The organism is Treponema primitia ZAS-2 (assembly GCF_000214375.1).
Taxonomy (GTDB): Bacteria; Spirochaetota; Spirochaetia; order Treponematales; family Breznakiellaceae; genus Termitinema; species Termitinema primitia.
Map to the genome: position 1 here is coordinate 1,974,391 of NC_015578.1, position 17,486 is coordinate 1,991,876.

A 17,486-nucleotide genomic window follows, 5' to 3' on the forward strand; every position below is an offset into this window, starting at 1 on the left:
GTTACCATCACTGCCAAGAACCGCCACCCCTTCGGGCAGGCGGCATAAACCCACAGCAGAAACCATCATCCCCCAAGAGGCTCCGCCTACTTCCTCCGTAAACCAGCCACCCTACGGGAGGCTGGCCGCTTCTCCATATTCGCTTACCGCTACCATCACTGGCAAAGACCGCCATCCCTTCGGGCAGGCGGCATACGACCACGGTGCAAACCATCGCCCCCCAAGAGGCTCTGCCCACTTCCCCCGTAAACCAGCCACCCTGCGGGAGGCTGGCCTGGTCCTCATCTTCGCATACCGTTACTATCAGTGCCAAAAACCGCCACCCCTTCGGGCAGGCGGCATGAACCCACAGCGGTAACCCCATCCCCCCAAGAGGCTCCGCCTACTTCCTCCGTAGAACCCGCCCACCCCTACGGGGAGGGCGGGCCGATACTCCGAACACCGCCCCCCTTGCGGGGGACGCCGCAATACATAACCAATGACAGAAACCCCTCAAACCAAGCCAATTTTTCAGTCATTCATGACACCCCGCCCCGGCATTTTTTTGAACCAAGCGAGGAGCGCATGTGCGCCCCCAATGATGTATGGTCAGTGCAGGATAAAGCGAAATTTGGAAAAGTCCCTATAGGGCTTTTCTTTCTTATATACTTTCTCTTTTTTATGTCTTTATGCTACACAAAAAGAAGAATACTACATTGTAAAGAATATAAAGGATATTATGTCCTTAGTTCAAATAAATTTTTGTTTGGTATTTTTTTTTACGAAGGGGGCGTGCGCGTCCCCTAAAATTGCTCATTTTTGTTAGTTTTGTTATTTTTTAATGCAGCCCTGACTTAAAGTATCGAAAATCGTATCATTTAAGACCATCACAGACCGGTAAAAATAAACACAGACTACAAGAAAAAAAGAACTCATGTTTTCTTGATGGCCAAAACAGAAAGGGGCGCGGGGAAACCGGAGACAGTAAATATGATATTAGGAGGTATAGGCTCAATAAATGTCTTTATTTCGATAACTTATCAAGTCTAACCAAAACCTTTAAATCGTAAATACTATTCCTTGACCGTAATATTAACCCAATGACGCGCTTCGCTGGTTCGTTTCTGAACAATTCCCAGCTCCTTTAAACGCATCCCAAAGAACTTTTCAGAACAAGCATGTTCATTGTTTTCTTCGCACCAGCCATGGTAGCATATGAAAAGCTCCCGTGATCGTATGCTCACACCCGGCTTCTGCTCACAGCGATCCTTTATAAAGCTGCCGATAATGTCCATTTCCTCCCGGTATTCATCGGTAGCGCTTTTTACTTCCGCAGGTATGGCCAATCCTTCTGTTTTCCACCGCATGGCCCCTTTAATAAGCCAGTTTAATATACCCGATGATTCAGCAATAAGTTTATCCCCTAAATGAAGATCCCTTTTGGCTTCGTCAATCGTGGTATTAAAGGGGATAGTTCTGATCCGCCGCCAAATCCCATGATCGGTCCCGGTAATCGTGGGCTTATGGTTTGTGGCCATGAATATCTTGAAAGTCGGAAAGAAATCAAAATATTCCCCGTACAGGAACCGGGCAGTCATCCGGTCATTGCCGGTGATCTGTTTAATCAAGGATTCCGACAGCCTCCGTCCCTGTTCTGCTTCCGTGGTAGCGACAAAATGCATACCCCGCAGCCGGGCAATATCATTGCTGATTCCATCCCCCTGCCGCCGCATAAAGGTTTCAGTCGGGGTAGAAGTCGCATAATCCCCCAGGACATGCATGACCACATTGATACAGGTACTTTTGCCGTTTGCCCCGTTCCCGATAAGGATAAACATGACCTGCTCGCTGGTGTCGCCCGTTATACCCCAGCCAAGGGCAGTTTGCCAAAACCTAACCAGCCCGCCTTTAAACTCCATTATTTCCCGGATAAACAGCTCCCAGAGGGGGCATTCTGCTTCAGGCTCATACGAGACGTTTGACATCTTGGTGATAAAGTCTTCCTGCCGGTGTTCCCGGAATTCTCCGGTGGTCAGATTTATCGTCCCATTTTTGACATTGAGCAGAAAAGGATCCCTATCCAAATCATCAACTTCAATGTTCAGAGCTGGAATAAGGCTTGCCGCTTTGATAAAGGCATCCCGCCGCCGCATTGATTCACTCTGTATAGCCGCTTTTTCAATAGCGTCTTTTTCGTGATAATCCGCCGTGGTAAGTATTTCATCATAGATGGAGCGGATCATTTCCAAACCTTTTTGATGAATCAATGAGCCCTTGTCTATCTTCCAGTAGGAACCATTCCAGACCAGCCATTTTTTCCATTCCGGTACATAGCGGATATCTGTTCCATACTTTTTCATAAGCCGTTCCGCATTGGATGTGTCGGTAAACTGAAACAGCCCCTGTTTCAGCATGTGGACCCGAATCAGATCGTTGTCCTTCTCCTGGATATTTTTTTGTTCACGGAAACCTGCGGCTGTTTGCCGCCCATAATTTGAATCGTAACCCATTAAAACCCTTCCTTCGCTAATACAGCGCTGTACACTTTGAAAAAATAACACACCTGGTCAAAGACGATTTCCTTTACCGCAGGCGGCATATCCGCCTGGACCCGTTTTTTTGTTTCGTACAGGAGACACAAGCTGCCGGGCTTTTTCTTCCACTCCTCATTGATGAAATAAACTAATCCCCGGTACACATCGTCCGGTGGGTCGATACGCTTTGTCTTGAATAAAGTCAAAGCGGTATGAGCCATAAGCGTTTCATCAGTGAGGAATTCATCCAAAAGCCGCCGTTCCTTCCGGGTCTTGAACAGATGCCGTTCCCTGTCGTTCTTAAACCTCATGGAACCCTCCGCTTTGGCCCCCTTCATACAGGCGGCTTACTTCCCGTGTGGTAAGAAGCCGTTGCAGATGGCAGTCCCGAAAGGTCAGCTCAAAACAGATTTTGCCGTGAGGCGGAACCGTTTTAAGTTCCCTGATGATATCCAATCTGATTTGATCAAACAGGGTTTCGGCGTTGAGGAGTACTCCCGTCAGTCCTTTGGGTTGCCGCATTGCACCGCCTCCTGTACTGAAGGAACCAGGCTTTGCTCAAGGAACTGATCAATATCAGCCTGGGTAAAGAGAACACGGGCGCCAACCTTCCGAAAGGAAATACTTTTCCGCCGCCTGAGCCGATCAAGGGTGACAGTTGCGATACCGAGCAGTTTCGCCGCCTCTTGTTTTGTAAAGACCATACAAACCTCCAAAAGTTGTAATGGGTCTATACTGTCAGAAGCAGGTTTTGGGTTTTCCTGATTTTATGCCGATTTTATTCCGATTCTGATTTTCTTCGAGCGTCGCTCATATATTTTTCAATGGTACTCAGTTTTACCGTAGTGTAAATGTATTGGGCATACACATCAGCCGTAAGTTCGTTCTTGTAACCGGAATAATCATATATCCATTGGGTAATCGCGATATCATTTACCCCATGATTCGGTTTAAAACGGCCTATTGTATCCGGCTTTGTTTCAACCAGGCTGCTATTCTGTATTAAATCCTGGATGACACAAGGGATTTCAGGTTTAATTTCTTCCACCTCTTTGTCAAGCGGTGCAGCCGTAGTTTTAGAATCCTTTCTTTTCATATCAAGCTGTAATTTATTCCTGTAAAAAACAAAATCCTTCAGGATGATTTCAATCATAGCACAATGGGTGATCAATAACCCTTCTTCACTGGCGTATTCTATTTCATTGATAAGTTTTTCGTATTCATACTCAACTAACTGGAATTTCTTTTGCGCGGCCTCCAAATCAATTTCTTTGTTCAGGTATTCCTTATACAGTTTATCTAACGAATCTCTGGACTTGAAATAGAAAACATCTATTTGATTACTGAAATACTTGTTCTGGCAGTACAAAGCATCTTGCATATCTGCTTGAAACTCTTGGTCATTTCTTGTAAATAATCGTGGTTTTTCTTCTTCATCAGTCATTGTTTTCTTTCCTGATTCCAGGCTCGGCAATGTCCTGGTTGCGCCCTTGCCGGGGTATCGGCCCGGTCAGATAAGGCGGCGCTTATAGTAATGAAGGGGTAAGTAAGTATCACAGAGTTTGGGAGACAGTCGCCTCCTTCGGGAAATCGCGTCATTTCTTTTTTGTCCGTCAATATTGCACCTCCGAGAAAATCGGCCCGGCTGGCGAGGTCAGCAACCACATCTGCCTGTATGCCTGGAATATAATTATAAAATACTAAAAATAACCCCCGTTTTGTACTTCTTTCATAAAATTATTTAGGCCCACAGCATCTCTAAGGGTTGCCTAAGGCGACAGACAGAGGTCCCCGAGGCCCCAGCTTACATTCGAAGCTCAGGCAGTGGTAACCATACTTTCAATAAGCCGATCTCAGCAAGCCCAAGAATTCCAGCCCCGCTTATCGCGAGGCTGGTTTACGTTATGCCCCTTTTGGTTCCGGGAACTTCAAAATACCCCCGAATACTTCACGCCCAACATTGCTGACTTCCTTGATGTTGTCTTCGGTAATATGGTCGGCGTATTGGTCAAAGACGGCACGGCTCTTGTGCCCGGTAATGCGGGTCAACTGTTCCGCAGTCATACGGTCGCTCATCCTCGCCGCCCAATAGTGCCTCCAGCTATGGAACACAATATTCCGTGCTTTCCAGTCAATCTTCTCTAGTTCCCGGCCTTCTTTTTCAAACTTCTCATTCAGTTTTTTAATGGCATCATGGAGACCGTCAAGGATCAAGTCATCCTGGCAGGGCTTTTCATTGGTCAGGCTGTAAAAAATATAGGCGCCCTTTCCATGCAGGGTTTCCGCTTCATCGACAAGCGCCAATAGTTCGGTCTTTATTTCGGGGTACAAAGGAGCTTTGCGTTCATCGCCATTCTTTGGGGTTTTAAGCCCGTCCAGGCGGCTATAGGAATGGCGGATGTGCAGGCTTTGCTCCCCGATATCCTCACGCCGCAGCGCCAGAATCTCCCCGGCCCTCATCCCGGTTGTTGCCGCCACCTTGTTTGCCAGATAGGCGCGTTTTTCCGCCCAATCAAGATTGAATATGGCCTCGGCTTCTTTTTCGGTCAGGATCCCCCGCTTTGCAGGTTTACCACTAAACCGGGCAATACCTTTGCAGGGGTCCAGCGGAATATACCCCTCTTGGGCAGCGTACGAAAGGGCGGATGTACCCAAGACCATTATCCCGTTTATGGTTGACGGGCTGCGCCCGGTATCTGAAAGCCCCAGGCTGAAAGTTTTGATATCCTGCCGAGTGATAGTATTCAGCGCCCGATCCTTGAAAAAGGGTTCCCAGTAGTTTACTACCCGGCCATGGTTTAACGTGCAGTGGTGCCGCCCGATACTATGCCCATGGGCAAGCTTGTCCCGGACATAGGGGCTTTTCTCATAGTCCCAGAATTCCTTGAGGTAGTCGATAAATTTGACATTTCCCTTTCCGGTGGCAACGACCGGAATATCAATCAGGCCTTTAGCCCTGAGCGCCGCCACGATGGCAAAAGCGTCATCCCGTTCCAGGACAGCCTTTTTGATGGCCGAAAGAATACCGGCCCGGTCGGCGACAACGCTTATGGGCTTGCTTTTGGAACTCTCCGTCCCGGCCAGGTAGCCCGGCTGTTTGACCACGGGCAACCCTTCTTTGAGCCAATCGGCCACCACCAGCAAGGCTTCGTCCCGTGTCTTTTTGCCCGTACTCCGTGCATTGAGCTTGACCCCGGCGGTCGTTATAAGCTCGGCGTAGAACACCGAGCCCCGCTTATGCAAATAAAACCTGCGCATAAACCCCATCCTTTGGGAAAAGGCTTTCTCATACCTTTTCTCATAGTGATTTGATTGACGCGCAGGTTTTACCTGTAGCATTCTCTCTTTACAGTTTCTAATTCCTTACAACGCAAGGAATTAACTCACTTTGGGGAGTGAAGGATTCGAACCTACGAAGGCGTAGCCAACAGATTTACAGTCTGCCCCCTTTGACCGCTCGGGAAACTCCCCTAATTACACGTTTTTGACCATCAAAGCCCAGCCATCTTCCGGAGTCGAACCGAAGACCTGCGCATTACAAGTGCGCCGCTCTACCGACTGAGCTAAGATGGCCTTAAGTAACGAAGTTATATATAACCAAAATATTTCATTTTGGTCAAGACCGGGAAGAGCAAAATCCTTGCTCTTCCCGGTTAATGCCCGTCTATTACTTCTTTAACGTTTTAGCCTTCTTAGTCGATTTCACTTTAGAGACTGCTGCTTTAGCCTTGGAAGCCACCGCTTTTGCCTTGGGGGCGGCTTTGGCTTTAGCCTTGGCTGCTGTGGCCTTCACCTTAGAAGCAGCTGCTTTCGCCTTGGGAGCGGCTTTGGCTTTTGCCTTGGCTGCTGTGGCCTTCACCTTAGAAGCAGCTGCTTTCGCCTTGGGGGCAGCTTTGGCTTTGGCGGCGGCGGCTTTTGCCTTGGTACCGATGGCAGTCTTGGCTTTGGATGCGGCGGCTTTTGCCTTGGGGGCTACGGTCTTTACTGCGGCAGATACTTTCGCCTTAAGGGAATTGCTGATCACTGCCTGGGCTCCCGCAAGCCGGGCCAGGGGTACCCGGAAGGGTGAACAGGATACGTAGCTTAAACCGACCCGGTAACAGAAGTCGATGGTGGCGGGATCGCCGCCGTGCTCACCACAGATGCCGACCTTGAGGTTGGGGTTGACCGCCCTACCCTGTTCGACAGCATAGTTGATGAGGGAGCCTACCCCTTCTTCGTCGATGGATTTGAAGGGATCTACGTCCAGGACTTCCTTCTGGAGGTAACTGGGCAGGAAGGACCCCACGTCGTCACGGCTGAAACCAAAGGTCATCTGGGTCAGGTCGTTGGTGCCGAAACTGAAGAAGTCTGCATATCTGGCGATATGGCCGGACCGTATGGCTGCCCGGGGTACCTCGATCATGGTGCCGATCTTTACTGGGAGTTTTACTTTCGCTTTTTCAAACACATTTTTCAGGATTGCTTCGGCGCTGGGGCGGAGCAGTTTCAATTCCCGGGCGGTAACCACGATGGGGATCATGATCTCCGGGTTCACAGGGATGTTCTTTTTAATACAATCCACTGCGGCTAAAGCAATGGCTTCAACCTGCATATCGTAGATTTCCGGGTAGGTTATCGCCAAACGGCAGCCCCGGTGGCCGAGCATGGGGTTTGCTTCGTGGAGCCGTTCAATTTTCGGGGTCAGGGTTTCCACGGCAACGCCGATGTGCTCTGCCAATTCCCGGGTTTCCTCCGCGGTCTTGGGGACAAATTCATGGAGGGGGGGATCTAAAAGCCGGATGGTTACCGGGCGGCCTTCCATGGCTTTGAAGATGCCGAAGAAATCCTGTTGCTGCAAGGGGAGGATCTTTTTCAATGCTTCCTTCCGCTCTTCTACCGTGTCCGCCACGATCATGGCCCGAAAATGGATGAGTTTTTCCTTATCAAAGAACATGTGCTCTGTGCGGCAGAGGCCTACGCCCTGGGCGCCGAATTCAAAGGCACGCTTGGCATCCTCAGGCTGGTCGGCGTTGGTCCTGACCTCGAAGCCCTTGAGGCTGCCCCGCTTTGCGGAGCTGCGGACTTCATCACACCAGGTAAGGAAGGTGTTCATATCCTTGCCGATTTTCGGGGTTACCAGGGGCAATTTGCCCTCGTAGACTTCTCCGGTGGAACCGTCGATGGTGAGCCAGTCGCCCTCATGAAACACTGTGCTATTAATTGTAACCGAGTTGCCCTGAACCGAGATAGCCTTGGCGCCGGCTACGCAGGGGGTTCCCATGCCCCGGGCGACCACTGCTGCGTGGCTGGTCATGCCCCCGGTGGCGGTGAGTATGCCCTGGGACACCACCATGCCGCCTATATCCTCGGGGCTGGTATCCTGGCGGACCAGGAGTACCTTCTCGCCCCGTAGATGCCATTCCTCGGCTTCCTTGGCGGAGAACACGATCCGGCCGCAGGCCGCGCCGGGGGATGCGTTGAGTCCCTTGGTAATTGATTTGGCGCTTTTCTGGGCTGCGGCGTCAATCATGGGGTGGAGGAGCTGATCCAGCAAGGCCGGGCTGACCCGGAGTATGGCGGTGTTTTTGTCGATGAGTTTTTCACCCACCATATCAACGGCGGTTTTTACCGCTGCGGCACCGGTACGTTTTCCATTCCGGGTCTGGAGTATGAACAGTTTACCCTGTTGTACGGTAAATTCCATATCCTGCATATCCCGGAAATGTTTCTCCAGCCGGTTCTTGATGCCCACCAGTTGGTTGTAAATTTTCTTGTTTTCCTTTTCCAGGTCGGCGATCTTCCCCGGGGTCCGGATACCGGCCACCACGTCCTCGCCCTGGGCGTTCATCAGGTATTCGCCGTAGAATTCGTTATCCCCTGTGGAGGGGTCCCGGCTGAAACAGACCCCGGTACCGGAATCATCGCCGAAGTTGCCGAATACCATGGACTGCACATTTACTGCGGTGCCCTTGATGTTTTTAATTTCGTTGAGCTGCCGGTACTTGATGGCCCGCTCGTTCATCCAGGAGCCGAATACTGCGTTCACCGCACCCCAAAGCTGATCCAGGGGCTTTTGGGGAAAATCAGTGCCGGTCACCTGCTTAACGATTCGCTTGTAGTCATTTACCAGCTGCTCCAGGTCTGTGGCGCTCAGGTCCGTATCAAGCTGAATGCCCCGGGCTGCTTTGATCGCCTTGATGGCCCCCTCGAATTTCTCGTGGGGTACCCCCATGACCACATCGCCGTACATCTGGATAAAACGCCGGTATGCATCCCAGGCGAATCGAGTATTCTTCGTCTTCGCGGCCAAACCTTGAACGGCCTTATCATTAATGCCCAGGTTGAGGATCGTGTCCATCATGCCGGGCATGGATACCGGGGCGCCGGAACGGACCGATACCAGCAGGGGGTCAATAGGATCACCCAGCTTTTTCCCCATCACCTTTTCCAGCCTGGTCAGGTTGGAAAGTACCTCGGCTTCGAGCCCTGCGGGGTACTTGTTTTTGTTTTCATAAAAAGCAGCGCATACCTCGGTGGAAACCGTGAAACCCGGGGGAACCGGGATTCCAAGGTTGGTCATCTCTGCCAGGTTGGCGCCCTTCCCGCCCAAGAGGTCCTTCATTCCAGCCTCGCCTTCCGCTTTACCTTCGCCAAAAAAATAAACATATTTTTGTTTCGCCATTACTTCCTCCATTTGGATAGTTTTTATAATAGATCAATAAATAAAAAAAGGAAAGGGGGGAGGAGTGAGTTCCTTTACTCCCTTCCTCACTCCTCTCCATTGTGTTATAATGAAACTATGAATTATCTAGAACTTCCAGTATACAAACATAAGGACCTCATTCTTTCCGCCCTTGCGGATAATCAGGTAGTGGTGGTGGAAAGTCCCACAGGGTCCGGGAAAACCACCCAGATGCCGGTGATACTCCACGATGCGGGGTACTCGAAAAACGGCATTATCGGGGTAACCCAGCCCCGGCGTATCGCTGCAGTTTCGGTGAGCGAATTTATTGCCCGCCAGTTGGGGACCAGTATCCCGGGACTGGTAGGGTATAAGATGCGTTTTGAGGATCGGACGGATCAAAATACGGTGATTAAAATCATGACCGACGGTATACTCCTCCAGGAGATGAAGCTTGATCCCTGGCTGTCCAAATACGGCTGCCTGGTGGTGGATGAGGCCCATGAACGGAGCCTTAACATCGACTTTATTCTGGGGCTCTTAAAGCGGGTTCTGGAATCCCGCCGGGAATTTAAGGTGATCGTCTCCTCCGCCACCATCAACGCCCAAATTTTTTCCGAATACTTCGGTGAATGTCCGGTGGTGAAGATCGACGCCATCACCTACCCGGTGACCCTGGTTTACGATCCTCCCTCAGGAAACGCATCGGCTGAAGCCGGCGCCGGGAATGCCGCAGCGGAAATGCCGGCTATTCCGGTTAATAATTCCCGGACAGGCCGGGACCGGGGCGGCAGAGGCTTTTCTAAGCCTGCCGGATCCGCAGGCAGGCCGTCATCCGGCTTTGCGGGTCGGCCGGACGGTACCGGCGGCCAGGCCGGCGGCAGAAGGGCCGGTATCGCCCAAAGCTCTTCTGAGGATATACTGCTTGATAAGATTGTCGCCATCACGGATCGATTCATCAACGAACGGCGTGAAGGGGACATGCTGATCTTCCTCTCCGGGGAAAAGATGATCAAAGAGTGTATGAACCGGCTTTCCATAAGCCCCTCAGGGAAGTACCTCCACATGGTGCCCCTTTACGGGCGGCTCGGCAAAGACGAACAGGAGCGGGTCTTTGAGGCGCCCCCCAGGGGGAAAACCAAGGTGGTGATCGCCACCAATATCGCTGAGACCTCGGTCACCATCGACGGGATCACTGCGGTGATCGATTCGGGTCTTTCAAAACTGAATTACTACAACCCCCACACCTTTACTTCCAGCCTCATTGAAGGGCCGGTGTCCAAGGCTTCGGGAAACCAGCGCAAGGGCCGGGCAGGGCGCACCAGGGAAGGGACCTGCTACCGGCTCTATGCCCGTAAGGATTTTGAGAACCGCAGTCTTTTTACCACTGAGGAAATTTACCGCACCGACCTTTCAGAGGTGGTACTCCGGATGGCGGATTTGGGGATCACGGCTTTTGAGGAATTTGACTTTATCTCCCCCCCGAACCGGGAGGGGCTTATCGCCGCCATTGATACCCTGAACCTGCTGGATGCCCTGGAGAGCGACCATAGTCTTTCCAAGATCGGGAAGATGATGACCGAGTTCCCCCTGGCGCCCCGGCAGTCCCGGATCATCGTGGAAGCGGTGCTCCGCTACCCTGATGTTACCCAGGAAACCATTATTGCCGCAGCATTTCTCTCCACCCAGAACCCCTATGTGCTGCCCCCGGGGGAAGAAACCGATGCCCGCAAAGCCCATCACAGTTTTCGTGATCCCGACGGCGACTTTGTTTCCTACCTAAAACTTTACCGGGCCTATAAAGACGCAAAGGAACGGGGCAAATTCTGTGAGAAAAACTACCTGGATGAAAAAACCATGGCAGAAATTGTTAATGTTACTGAACAACTGGAAATGATTGTCAGCGATATGGGAGTACCGATACTTTCAGGTGGTAGTATCGAAGACTATCTCTGTTCGGTGGCCCGGGGGATGATACAGTTTGTCTGCGTCCGGGACGGCCGGGAACTGTACCGGAGCCTTACGGCGGATCGTATCCTGATCCATCCCGGTTCGGTGATGTTCCGCTTAAACCCCCAGTACATTGTGGCCGGGGAAATAGTCAAGACTTCCCGGATGTACGCCATGTCGGTCTCCCCTCTTTCGCACCAGACCCTGGAAAAGATAAGCGCCGAGCTTTTTGAAGCCCTGGGTGGCAGGGCCTTGAAATCCGGTGCCAGGTCCGACTTCCCCAAAGAAAAACTGAAAGGGGCCCGGGACTTTACCAACAACATCAAGATCGGCGATGAGGTCTTTGAGATAGAAACGGTAAAGGGCAAAAAAACCGTGCGCCTGCCCTGGGAACGGCTTTCCAGGGTAAAGGATAAGATCGGGAGCGACACCATGTTCAAGGGGCTGAAGGGTGTGGTTACCATTGATGACCGGTATACCCTGCTTGCCGGGGAAAAGCTTGCTCTGATCCTCTCCCTGGCCCCTTCCCTGGACATAGAGGGGGCCCTTACCAGAACCTGGCCCAGGAAGAAGCGCTTTAACTCGGAGCAAAACCTCCCGGCCCTGCTGGAGGAGCTTCCCCTGATCCTCGCCCCGGCGCCCTGGGGCCGCCAAACCAAAGGAACACAACTTGCAACGAAGTTCCCCGCGCAGAAAAAAGAGATGGGTTTTCTGTGCCTCCTGACCGATAGTAAGGGATACTACTGGTTTACCTGTTCCCGGGGTTTCCATACCAGCCTGAATGAAAGCCTGGCCAGCCTGGAAACCCTGATCGACGAATTGGGAGAAGAAGTGGATATCGAAATCAAACACCAGGTAAACCAGATATACCGGCGGCTTTCAGATTATTTGTAAGGCCCGCCGTGGTTCAAGGATCGTAATGCAGGAAAAGGCGCCTTATCACCGATTCAAAGATTTTCTCGACCCCCAGGCGGACCGGTTCAGGATACTCGCCTCCTTGCTGGAGGAACTGGAGTTCGGTTTTTCCGCCATAGTCCTGGGCAATCTTCGCCATTTCTTTGTACTCCCCTACCGGGGGCAGCGTTTTTCCGGGGAACCGCCTTCAATAGTGCTGGTGGCCCACTATGATCGGGTAAAGGGCAGCCCCGGGGCCAACGACAACAGCGCGGCGGTGTTCATGCTCCTGGAAGCGGCGGTGCAGATGCGGGAAGAGGGGCTGCGGAACTGGCTTATCATCTTTACCGACAAGGAAGAGCTTGGCCCCGGGGAAGGCATACGGGAACAGGGCTCCTACGGGCTGGCCATGAGTTTGCAGGAAACTTTTCTGAAGGAATGCCGCTATTATATCTTTGACGCCTGCGGAACCGGGGACACCCTGATCATCTCTACCATGGCGGATCATCTGATGAAACACGAGACCGGCCAGGGCGCTGCCCGTACCAGGCAGCAGGTAAAAGGCTTGCGGGACGGGGCGCTGAAGACCGCCCGAAAACTCATGATGGACCGGGTACTGCTGGTCCCCACCCCTTTCTCTGACGATGCGGGTTTCCTCCGGGCAGGGCTTGCGGCCCAGACCATTACCGTGTTGCCCTCAGTGGAAGCGGCTACCCTGGCTTCCAACCTGCGAAACAAGCCGGAGTGTATCGACGCCCTGATCAGCCGGGAAGCCCAGGCTGCCAGCCGAAAGTTCCTGATACCCGAAACCTGGCGCAGCCTTAACGGCCCGGCGGACGGCGCCCACAGGCTCACCCCCAAGCACTACAACCGGGTGGTAAAGTTCGCCTGCGAGCTTTGCAGAAACTAAAATTATCGAATTTTACACGAAAATTAGTAGAATTCTCTTGGAAATTATGAGAAAGTATGGTATCATTTCAGTATGGTACAGAAAGATATGTGAATCCCCTGGTAGATAAGGGCCAATTGGCACTTTCCATCCCGGAGAAGCCAAAAAGCAAAAACCAGCGGTTCAGGACTGTCTTGAACCGCCGGTTGATAACTGTTTGAGAACCGCCGGTTCAGGGCCGGGGCTTAGCCTTTAACCCGCAGTTTTGTTATTTCCCCGATATACATCCGGTGATAGTCTTTCTGCGGGTAGATTTTAGGGTCAATAGTTTTATCCACGAACAGGGCGGGATCAAAATCATGGGCATAGAGTTTGCGGCAGGAGATAACTTCTTTAGCTTCCTTAAACCCCAGGGACCCGTCGCTGAACACGATTGGAGTTAAGCCCCCTTCCTTTGCCTTGTCAATATCCCGGCCCGACTTTGCCCCGGCGATTTCCAGCGCCTTGTGGAACGGCTTGTCAAAAAAAGAAAGGCTGAACAGGGATGCTGCGTTGGCAAATTCTAGAGTATGCCGGGTGTTCCGTATAAACATAAAAGCTACGTTCTTACCCCAGAGTACACCCAGGCCGCCCCAGGAGGCGGTCATGGTATTCCAGTTGCCCTTATCCCCCGAAACATCCCCGGCGGTGATCAACATCCATTCATCTCCAATCCGCGCCGCCGGGGACCCGGCAAATTCCCGAATATCATTCTCTACCCATTCATTCCCCGCAGGAATAACGCCCGTCTGTTTCATAAAAACTCCTAATTTCTAATTCCTGATTCTTACACTCCCAGTATCTCGCTGTACGCATCCAGGGCGGCATCACCGGAGTTGCCGGATAACACTTTCTTGGTCAGAACCTTACCCAGCTGGACCCCTTCCTGATCAAAGCTGTTGAGGTTCCACACAAAGCCCTGGAACATAACCTTGTTTTCATAGTGGGCCAGCAGGGCCCCCAGGGCAGCGGGGGTAAGCCTCTTGCCGTAGATGAGGCTTGAGGGGCGGCCGCCGGGAAAATTTTTGTTACCGTTAGTATCGCTTTTGCCCTTGGCAAAGGCCACTATCTGGGCGGCCAGGTTTGCCTTGAGTTTGGTCTGGCTGACCGATCCTTCCACGGTGACATCGTCCCCCCGCTGGCTTTCGGTAAAGCCCACAAACTGGAGGGGGATAGCATCGGTGCCCTGGTGGAGGAGCTGGTAGAAAGAGTGCTGGCCGTTGGTCCCGGGCTCGCCGAAGACTACCGGGCCGGTGGAGTAATGCACCGGGACGCCATCGCGATTGACCCGCTTGCCGTTGGATTCCATGTCCAGCTGCTGGAGATGGGCGGGGAAACGAGATAGGGCCTGGCTGTAGGGCAGGATCGCCGTATAGGGAAAACCCAGAAAATTCCGTTCCCACACACCGATAAGTGCGTCCAGGAGGGCGGCGTTTTTAAGGATATTCGGTTCCAGGGCCAGCTTGTCCGCCTCGTGGGCGCCTGAGAGAAGTTCCTTGAAGGCGGCGGGGCCGAAGGCCAGGGAGAGTATCACCCCGCCCACCCCGGAAGTGGCGGAATAGCGGCCACCAATAAAGTCGTCAATATAGAAGGAGTCCAGGTAGGCGGGATTGCGGGCCAAGGGGCTGGTCTCGCTGGTCACCGCTACCACGTGCTTACTCGGGTCCAGGCCGGCCTTCTTCAGTTTTTCTTTTACAAAAAGTTCATTGGACAGGGTTTCCTGGGTGGTGCCGCTTTTGGACACCAGCACAAAAAGTGTTTCTTCCAGGGATACTGAGGCGGCTACCTGGGAGGCGTCGTCGGGGTCCACGTTGGAGATAAATTTTGCTTTAAGGAAACTTTTGCCCTCTTTTGCCGCCCAGTTTTCCAGGGCCAGGTACAGGGCCCGGGGGCCCAGGTCGGAGCCGCCTATGCCTATCTGAACCACGGTGGTAAAATTCTTTCCCGTGGTTCCCTTGATTTTTCCTGTCTGGACCAGTTCTGCAAAAGTGGAGAACCGTTCCAGTTCCTGGGCATAGAACTTGCCCAGATCTTTGCCTTCGTGGATCACCGGGCTGCCTAATTGCCCGCGTAGGAGCTGGTGGAGGACCTTGCGGTTTTCCCCGGTATTGATGACCTCGCCATTCAGCAGGGCCTTGTACTTGCCGATCAGGTCCTGTTCATCCGCCAGGGCCTGGAGGGCGTCCAGTTCTGCCTTCTCCACCCCCTTGGCAGCCCAGGAGTAGGTCAGCCCGCCTCCCGCAGGAACCTTGCTCGCCTTAACCCGTTCCGCTGTCAATAAAGCAGAAAAATCCTTTCCCTTGTTGGGAAGGGCCGATAGTTTCTTAAACGCCCCGGTCTTGTCAAAATCCACATACGCCATATTATACCCCTTGCTTTACATTACACCTTGCAAAAAAGCATAGCCTTTTTGCTAAAAAGAATTCGACCATGCCGAATTCTTCAATCTTCCAACTCCGGCATACTTTCCTTCATGCGGTTTATGAAATCCTCTCCGCTTATCCCTTCCCGGAGGCACACGAAAACCGTATTGTCCCGGCCGGATATGGTCCCCAGCACATCGTCAAGCCCAAGGTTATCCACCGCCAGGGCCACTGAATCGGAATGCCCCGAATAGGTTTTGATCACCACTAAATTACCGGACCATTCAATGGAAATATAACCCCGCATGAAATCGTGGGCATAGGTCCGCTCGGTTTCCTGGAGTTCATCGTCCCCGGGCAGGGAATAGACATACCCGTTATGGCCGTCGGAAATTTTACCGACCTTGAGGAGCTTCAAATCCCGGGACAGGGTTGCCTGGGTAACAAGAAAGCCTTCTTTTTGCAAAAGCCCCAAGAGGGTTGCCTGGGATTCAATTCTGTACGTTTTTATCAGTTTTCGGACTGCTTTTAACCGGGCCAGTCGTTCTTTCACTCATGTCTCCATCAGTACAAAAGGAAACTATCACCTAGATAATAATTATACCTAATGCTTGCATAAACATACAATACAAACCCGTTTTTTGCAAGCAGTTTCGGAGAAAAAGCGAAGGATACAGGATATTACGCTACTTTTGAAAAAAGTTTTAGTACTCTAGAAAAGATATTATTTCAAGCTATGTTATTACCGATACAGAAATAGGGGGACTCTTAAGAACCTATGGATACAAATGTACTATCAGCCGGCAAAAATGACGGAAAGGTGAATATCCGGTTTTCTGAGGAAGACCTTGAAGCCTGGGCCGATTTTACCCCTCCCATGGGGGATGGCCTCCCTATCACCAATGACTACCTGATTGCCCTTATGAATAAGCACAATATCAGCTACGGCGTCCACTGGGATACCCTCAAGGATACCGCCTTCCAGTGCAACCTGGACAAAAAACCGGTTAAGGATGTGCTCATCGCCCTGGGGGACCCCCCAATCAAAGAAGTAAACGAGTATTACGAACTCAACCCCCATTTGGCAACCAGCTCGACCCCGGTTCCGGATAAGAACAGAAACGGTCAAATTGATTACCGGGCCTATTCGCCCTTTGTTATCGTAAAAAAAGATCAGGTTCTTGCCCTGAAAAAACCGCGTATCCCCGGGCGGGATGGAAAAAATGTCCACGGAGTGGCGATCCCCTGTAGTACGAGCCGGACCGAGGGGGTAAGCGGGGGCAAACATACGGTGTCCACGGAAAAGTATATCCTGTCAGAAATCAACGGGCAATTGATAGAAAATAATAAGGAATTAAACGTCTTTGAAGACCTGACGATTAAAGGTTCCGTGGGTTACGCCACGGGAAATATTATTTTCCCCGGGGATATTACCATAAACGGCACGGTTGCCGACGGGTTCAAGATTTATTCCGGCGGATCGGTAACCATAAAACAGACCCTTGATGCGACGGAGGTGAACACCAAGGGGGATCTGATCGTATCCGGGGGCATCATAGGCCGGGGCCGGGGCTTTTTAAAGGTCGGCGGCGCCATGAGAACCAAATTTATCCAGAACTGCCGGGCTGCGTGCAGGAAAACTATCACCGTTGACTCAGAGATTAACAATTCCAGTATCTACACTATGGAAACCCTGGAAATGGGGGATAAGGGTAGAATACTGGGGGGCGAAGTATACGCCATCCACGGAATTAAGGCCGGGGGCATCGGAAAAAACGCAGGAAAGGCAACCCGCATACACTGCGGCATTGATTTTACCCTCCAGAAAGATAAGGAAAACTGTAACAATACATTACGGCTTTTGGCGGAAAAGCTGGGGAAACTCAGGGAGCTGATGGCGGTTCCGGAATCAGACCCGGAAAAGCAGACAAAAATGGAAGAACTCTTACATCGCCTTGAGGATGAGCAAAAAAAGAACACCCTCCAAATTGGAAACCTCATGGGCAGGATCAATACGGATGAAAACGCCGTAGTGGAAGTGTCCGGGGAAATCGCCCCGGGGACCCTTATTGAAATTTGCGAAATTGCCCTGTTCGTTGCCGAACCCCTGAAGCGGGTCAGAATCAGGCTGGATAAACCCGGTGGCAAATTGGTACACGAGCCCTTCTAAATCT

Annotated in this window: 14 protein-coding genes and 2 tRNA genes; 3 read left to right on the top strand and 13 right to left on the bottom strand. The window is 51.8% G+C overall.

The genetic code is table 11. The features are described from left to right. Nucleotides 1–7: 7 nt before the first annotated feature. From TREPR_RS08680 to ppdK, 10 genes are all read right to left on the bottom strand, one after another. Nucleotides 8–313 carry a hypothetical protein gene (locus TREPR_RS08680; RefSeq protein WP_148257270.1) on the bottom strand — a complete coding sequence of 102 codons (306 nt, stop codon included), beginning with the start codon at nt 311–313 and terminating at the stop codon, nt 8–10. Between the two features lie 739 nt (nt 314–1,052). Beyond that, on the bottom strand, nt 1,053–2,489 hold the full coding sequence (locus TREPR_RS08690; RefSeq protein WP_015707930.1) for a DNA primase family protein: 1,437 nt from the start codon (nt 2,487–2,489) through the stop codon (nt 1,053–1,055). Further along, nucleotides 2,489–2,824, bottom strand: coding sequence for a hypothetical protein (locus TREPR_RS08695; protein ID WP_015707931.1), 336 nt, complete (start codon nt 2,822–2,824; stop codon nt 2,489–2,491). Before TREPR_RS08695 ends, TREPR_RS08690 begins: the two co-directional genes overlap by 1 nt. After that, the gene (locus TREPR_RS08700; protein WP_015707932.1) at nt 2,814–3,035 is read right to left on the bottom strand and encodes a hypothetical protein; all 222 of its coding nucleotides are present in this window, start codon (nt 3,033–3,035) and stop codon (nt 2,814–2,816) included. Before TREPR_RS08700 ends, TREPR_RS08695 begins: the two co-directional genes overlap by 11 nt. Then, nucleotides 3,014–3,217: a helix-turn-helix domain-containing protein gene (locus tag TREPR_RS08705; RefSeq protein WP_015707933.1), complete on the bottom strand. Its 204-nt coding sequence runs from the start codon at nt 3,215–3,217 to the stop codon at nt 3,014–3,016. The genes TREPR_RS08700 and TREPR_RS08705 overlap by 22 nt, the downstream gene beginning before the upstream one ends. 74 nt (nt 3,218–3,291) lie before the next feature. After that, on the bottom strand, nt 3,292–3,957 hold the full coding sequence (locus tag TREPR_RS08710) for a hypothetical protein (protein ID WP_015707934.1): 666 nt from the start codon (nt 3,955–3,957) through the stop codon (nt 3,292–3,294). A gap of 458 nt (nt 3,958–4,415) precedes the next feature. Further along, the gene (locus TREPR_RS08715) at nt 4,416–5,771 is read right to left on the bottom strand and encodes a tyrosine-type recombinase/integrase (RefSeq protein ID WP_015707935.1); all 1,356 of its coding nucleotides are present in this window, start codon (nt 5,769–5,771) and stop codon (nt 4,416–4,418) included. Between the two features lie 131 nt (nt 5,772–5,902). Next, nucleotides 5,903–5,984 (bottom strand) — tRNA-Tyr (locus TREPR_RS08720). Between the two features lie 29 nt (nt 5,985–6,013). Then, nucleotides 6,014–6,086, bottom strand: a tRNA-Thr gene (locus TREPR_RS08725). A 94-nt stretch (nt 6,087–6,180) separates the two neighbouring features. Then, entirely contained in the window at nt 6,181–9,177 is a 2,997-nt protein-coding gene (ppdK, locus tag TREPR_RS08735) for a pyruvate, phosphate dikinase (protein ID WP_081468652.1), read from the bottom strand. 117 nt (nt 9,178–9,294) lie between these two features. Between ppdK and TREPR_RS08740 the strand changes: the two genes are divergently transcribed. Together TREPR_RS08740 and TREPR_RS08745 are read left to right on the top strand one after the other, a co-directional pair. Then, a complete protein-coding gene (locus TREPR_RS08740) occupies nt 9,295–12,021 on the top strand; it encodes a helicase-related protein (RefSeq protein WP_015707937.1) in 2,727 nt (908 codons plus the stop codon). A 25-nt stretch (nt 12,022–12,046) separates the two neighbouring features. Continuing rightward, entirely contained in the window at nt 12,047–12,931 is an 885-nt protein-coding gene (locus TREPR_RS08745) for a M28 family peptidase (RefSeq protein WP_015707938.1), read from the top strand. Nucleotides 12,932–13,155: 224 nt separating this feature from the next. Here the strand turns inward: TREPR_RS08745 and TREPR_RS08750 are convergent, their stop codons facing one another. From TREPR_RS08750 to TREPR_RS08760, 3 genes are all read right to left on the bottom strand, one after another. Then, nucleotides 13,156–13,707, bottom strand: coding sequence for a flavin reductase (locus TREPR_RS08750; RefSeq protein WP_015707940.1), 552 nt, complete (start codon nt 13,705–13,707; stop codon nt 13,156–13,158). A 29-nt stretch (nt 13,708–13,736) separates the two neighbouring features. Beyond that, nucleotides 13,737–15,311, bottom strand: a complete 1,575-nt coding sequence (locus TREPR_RS08755) for a glucose-6-phosphate isomerase (protein WP_015707941.1) — start codon at nt 15,309–15,311, stop codon at nt 13,737–13,739. An 80-nt stretch (nt 15,312–15,391) separates the two neighbouring features. Then, nucleotides 15,392–15,865, bottom strand: a complete 474-nt coding sequence (locus TREPR_RS08760; RefSeq protein ID WP_015707942.1) for an arginine repressor — start codon at nt 15,863–15,865, stop codon at nt 15,392–15,394. Between the two features lie 225 nt (nt 15,866–16,090). Between TREPR_RS08760 and TREPR_RS08765 the strand changes: the two genes are divergently transcribed. Next, on the top strand, nt 16,091–17,482 hold the full coding sequence (locus tag TREPR_RS08765) for a flagellar assembly protein A (protein ID WP_015707943.1): 1,392 nt from the start codon (nt 16,091–16,093) through the stop codon (nt 17,480–17,482). Nucleotides 17,483–17,486 lie beyond the last annotated feature (4 nt).

Bases quoted from the DNA above. Each gene is read 5' to 3' on its own strand.
- TREPR_RS08690 (WP_015707930.1), bottom strand. From the start codon at position 2,489: ATGGGTTACGATTCAAATTATGGGCGGCAAACAGCCGCAGGTTTCCGT.
- TREPR_RS08765 (WP_015707943.1), top strand. From the start codon at position 16,091: ATGGATACAAATGTACTATCAGCCGGCAAAAATGACGGAAAGGTGAAT.
- TREPR_RS08710 (WP_015707934.1), bottom strand. From the start codon at position 3,957: ATGACTGATGAAGAAGAAAAACCACGATTATTTACAAGAAATGACCAA.
- TREPR_RS08700 (WP_015707932.1), bottom strand. From the start codon at position 3,035: ATGCGGCAACCCAAAGGACTGACGGGAGTACTCCTCAACGCCGAAACC.
- ppdK (WP_081468652.1), bottom strand. From the start codon at position 9,177: ATGGCGAAACAAAAATATGTTTATTTTTTTGGCGAAGGTAAAGCGGAA.
- TREPR_RS08705 (WP_015707933.1), bottom strand. From the start codon at position 3,217: ATGGTCTTTACAAAACAAGAGGCGGCGAAACTGCTCGGTATCGCAACT.
- TREPR_RS08740 (WP_015707937.1), top strand. From the start codon at position 9,295: ATGAATTATCTAGAACTTCCAGTATACAAACATAAGGACCTCATTCTT.
- TREPR_RS08745 (WP_015707938.1), top strand. From the start codon at position 12,047: ATGCAGGAAAAGGCGCCTTATCACCGATTCAAAGATTTTCTCGACCCC.
- TREPR_RS08755 (WP_015707941.1), bottom strand. From the start codon at position 15,311: ATGGCGTATGTGGATTTTGACAAGACCGGGGCGTTTAAGAAACTATCG.
- TREPR_RS08695 (WP_015707931.1), bottom strand. From the start codon at position 2,824: ATGAGGTTTAAGAACGACAGGGAACGGCATCTGTTCAAGACCCGGAAG.
- TREPR_RS08715 (WP_015707935.1), bottom strand. From the start codon at position 5,771: ATGCGCAGGTTTTATTTGCATAAGCGGGGCTCGGTGTTCTACGCCGAG.
- TREPR_RS08750 (WP_015707940.1), bottom strand. From the start codon at position 13,707: ATGAAACAGACGGGCGTTATTCCTGCGGGGAATGAATGGGTAGAGAAT.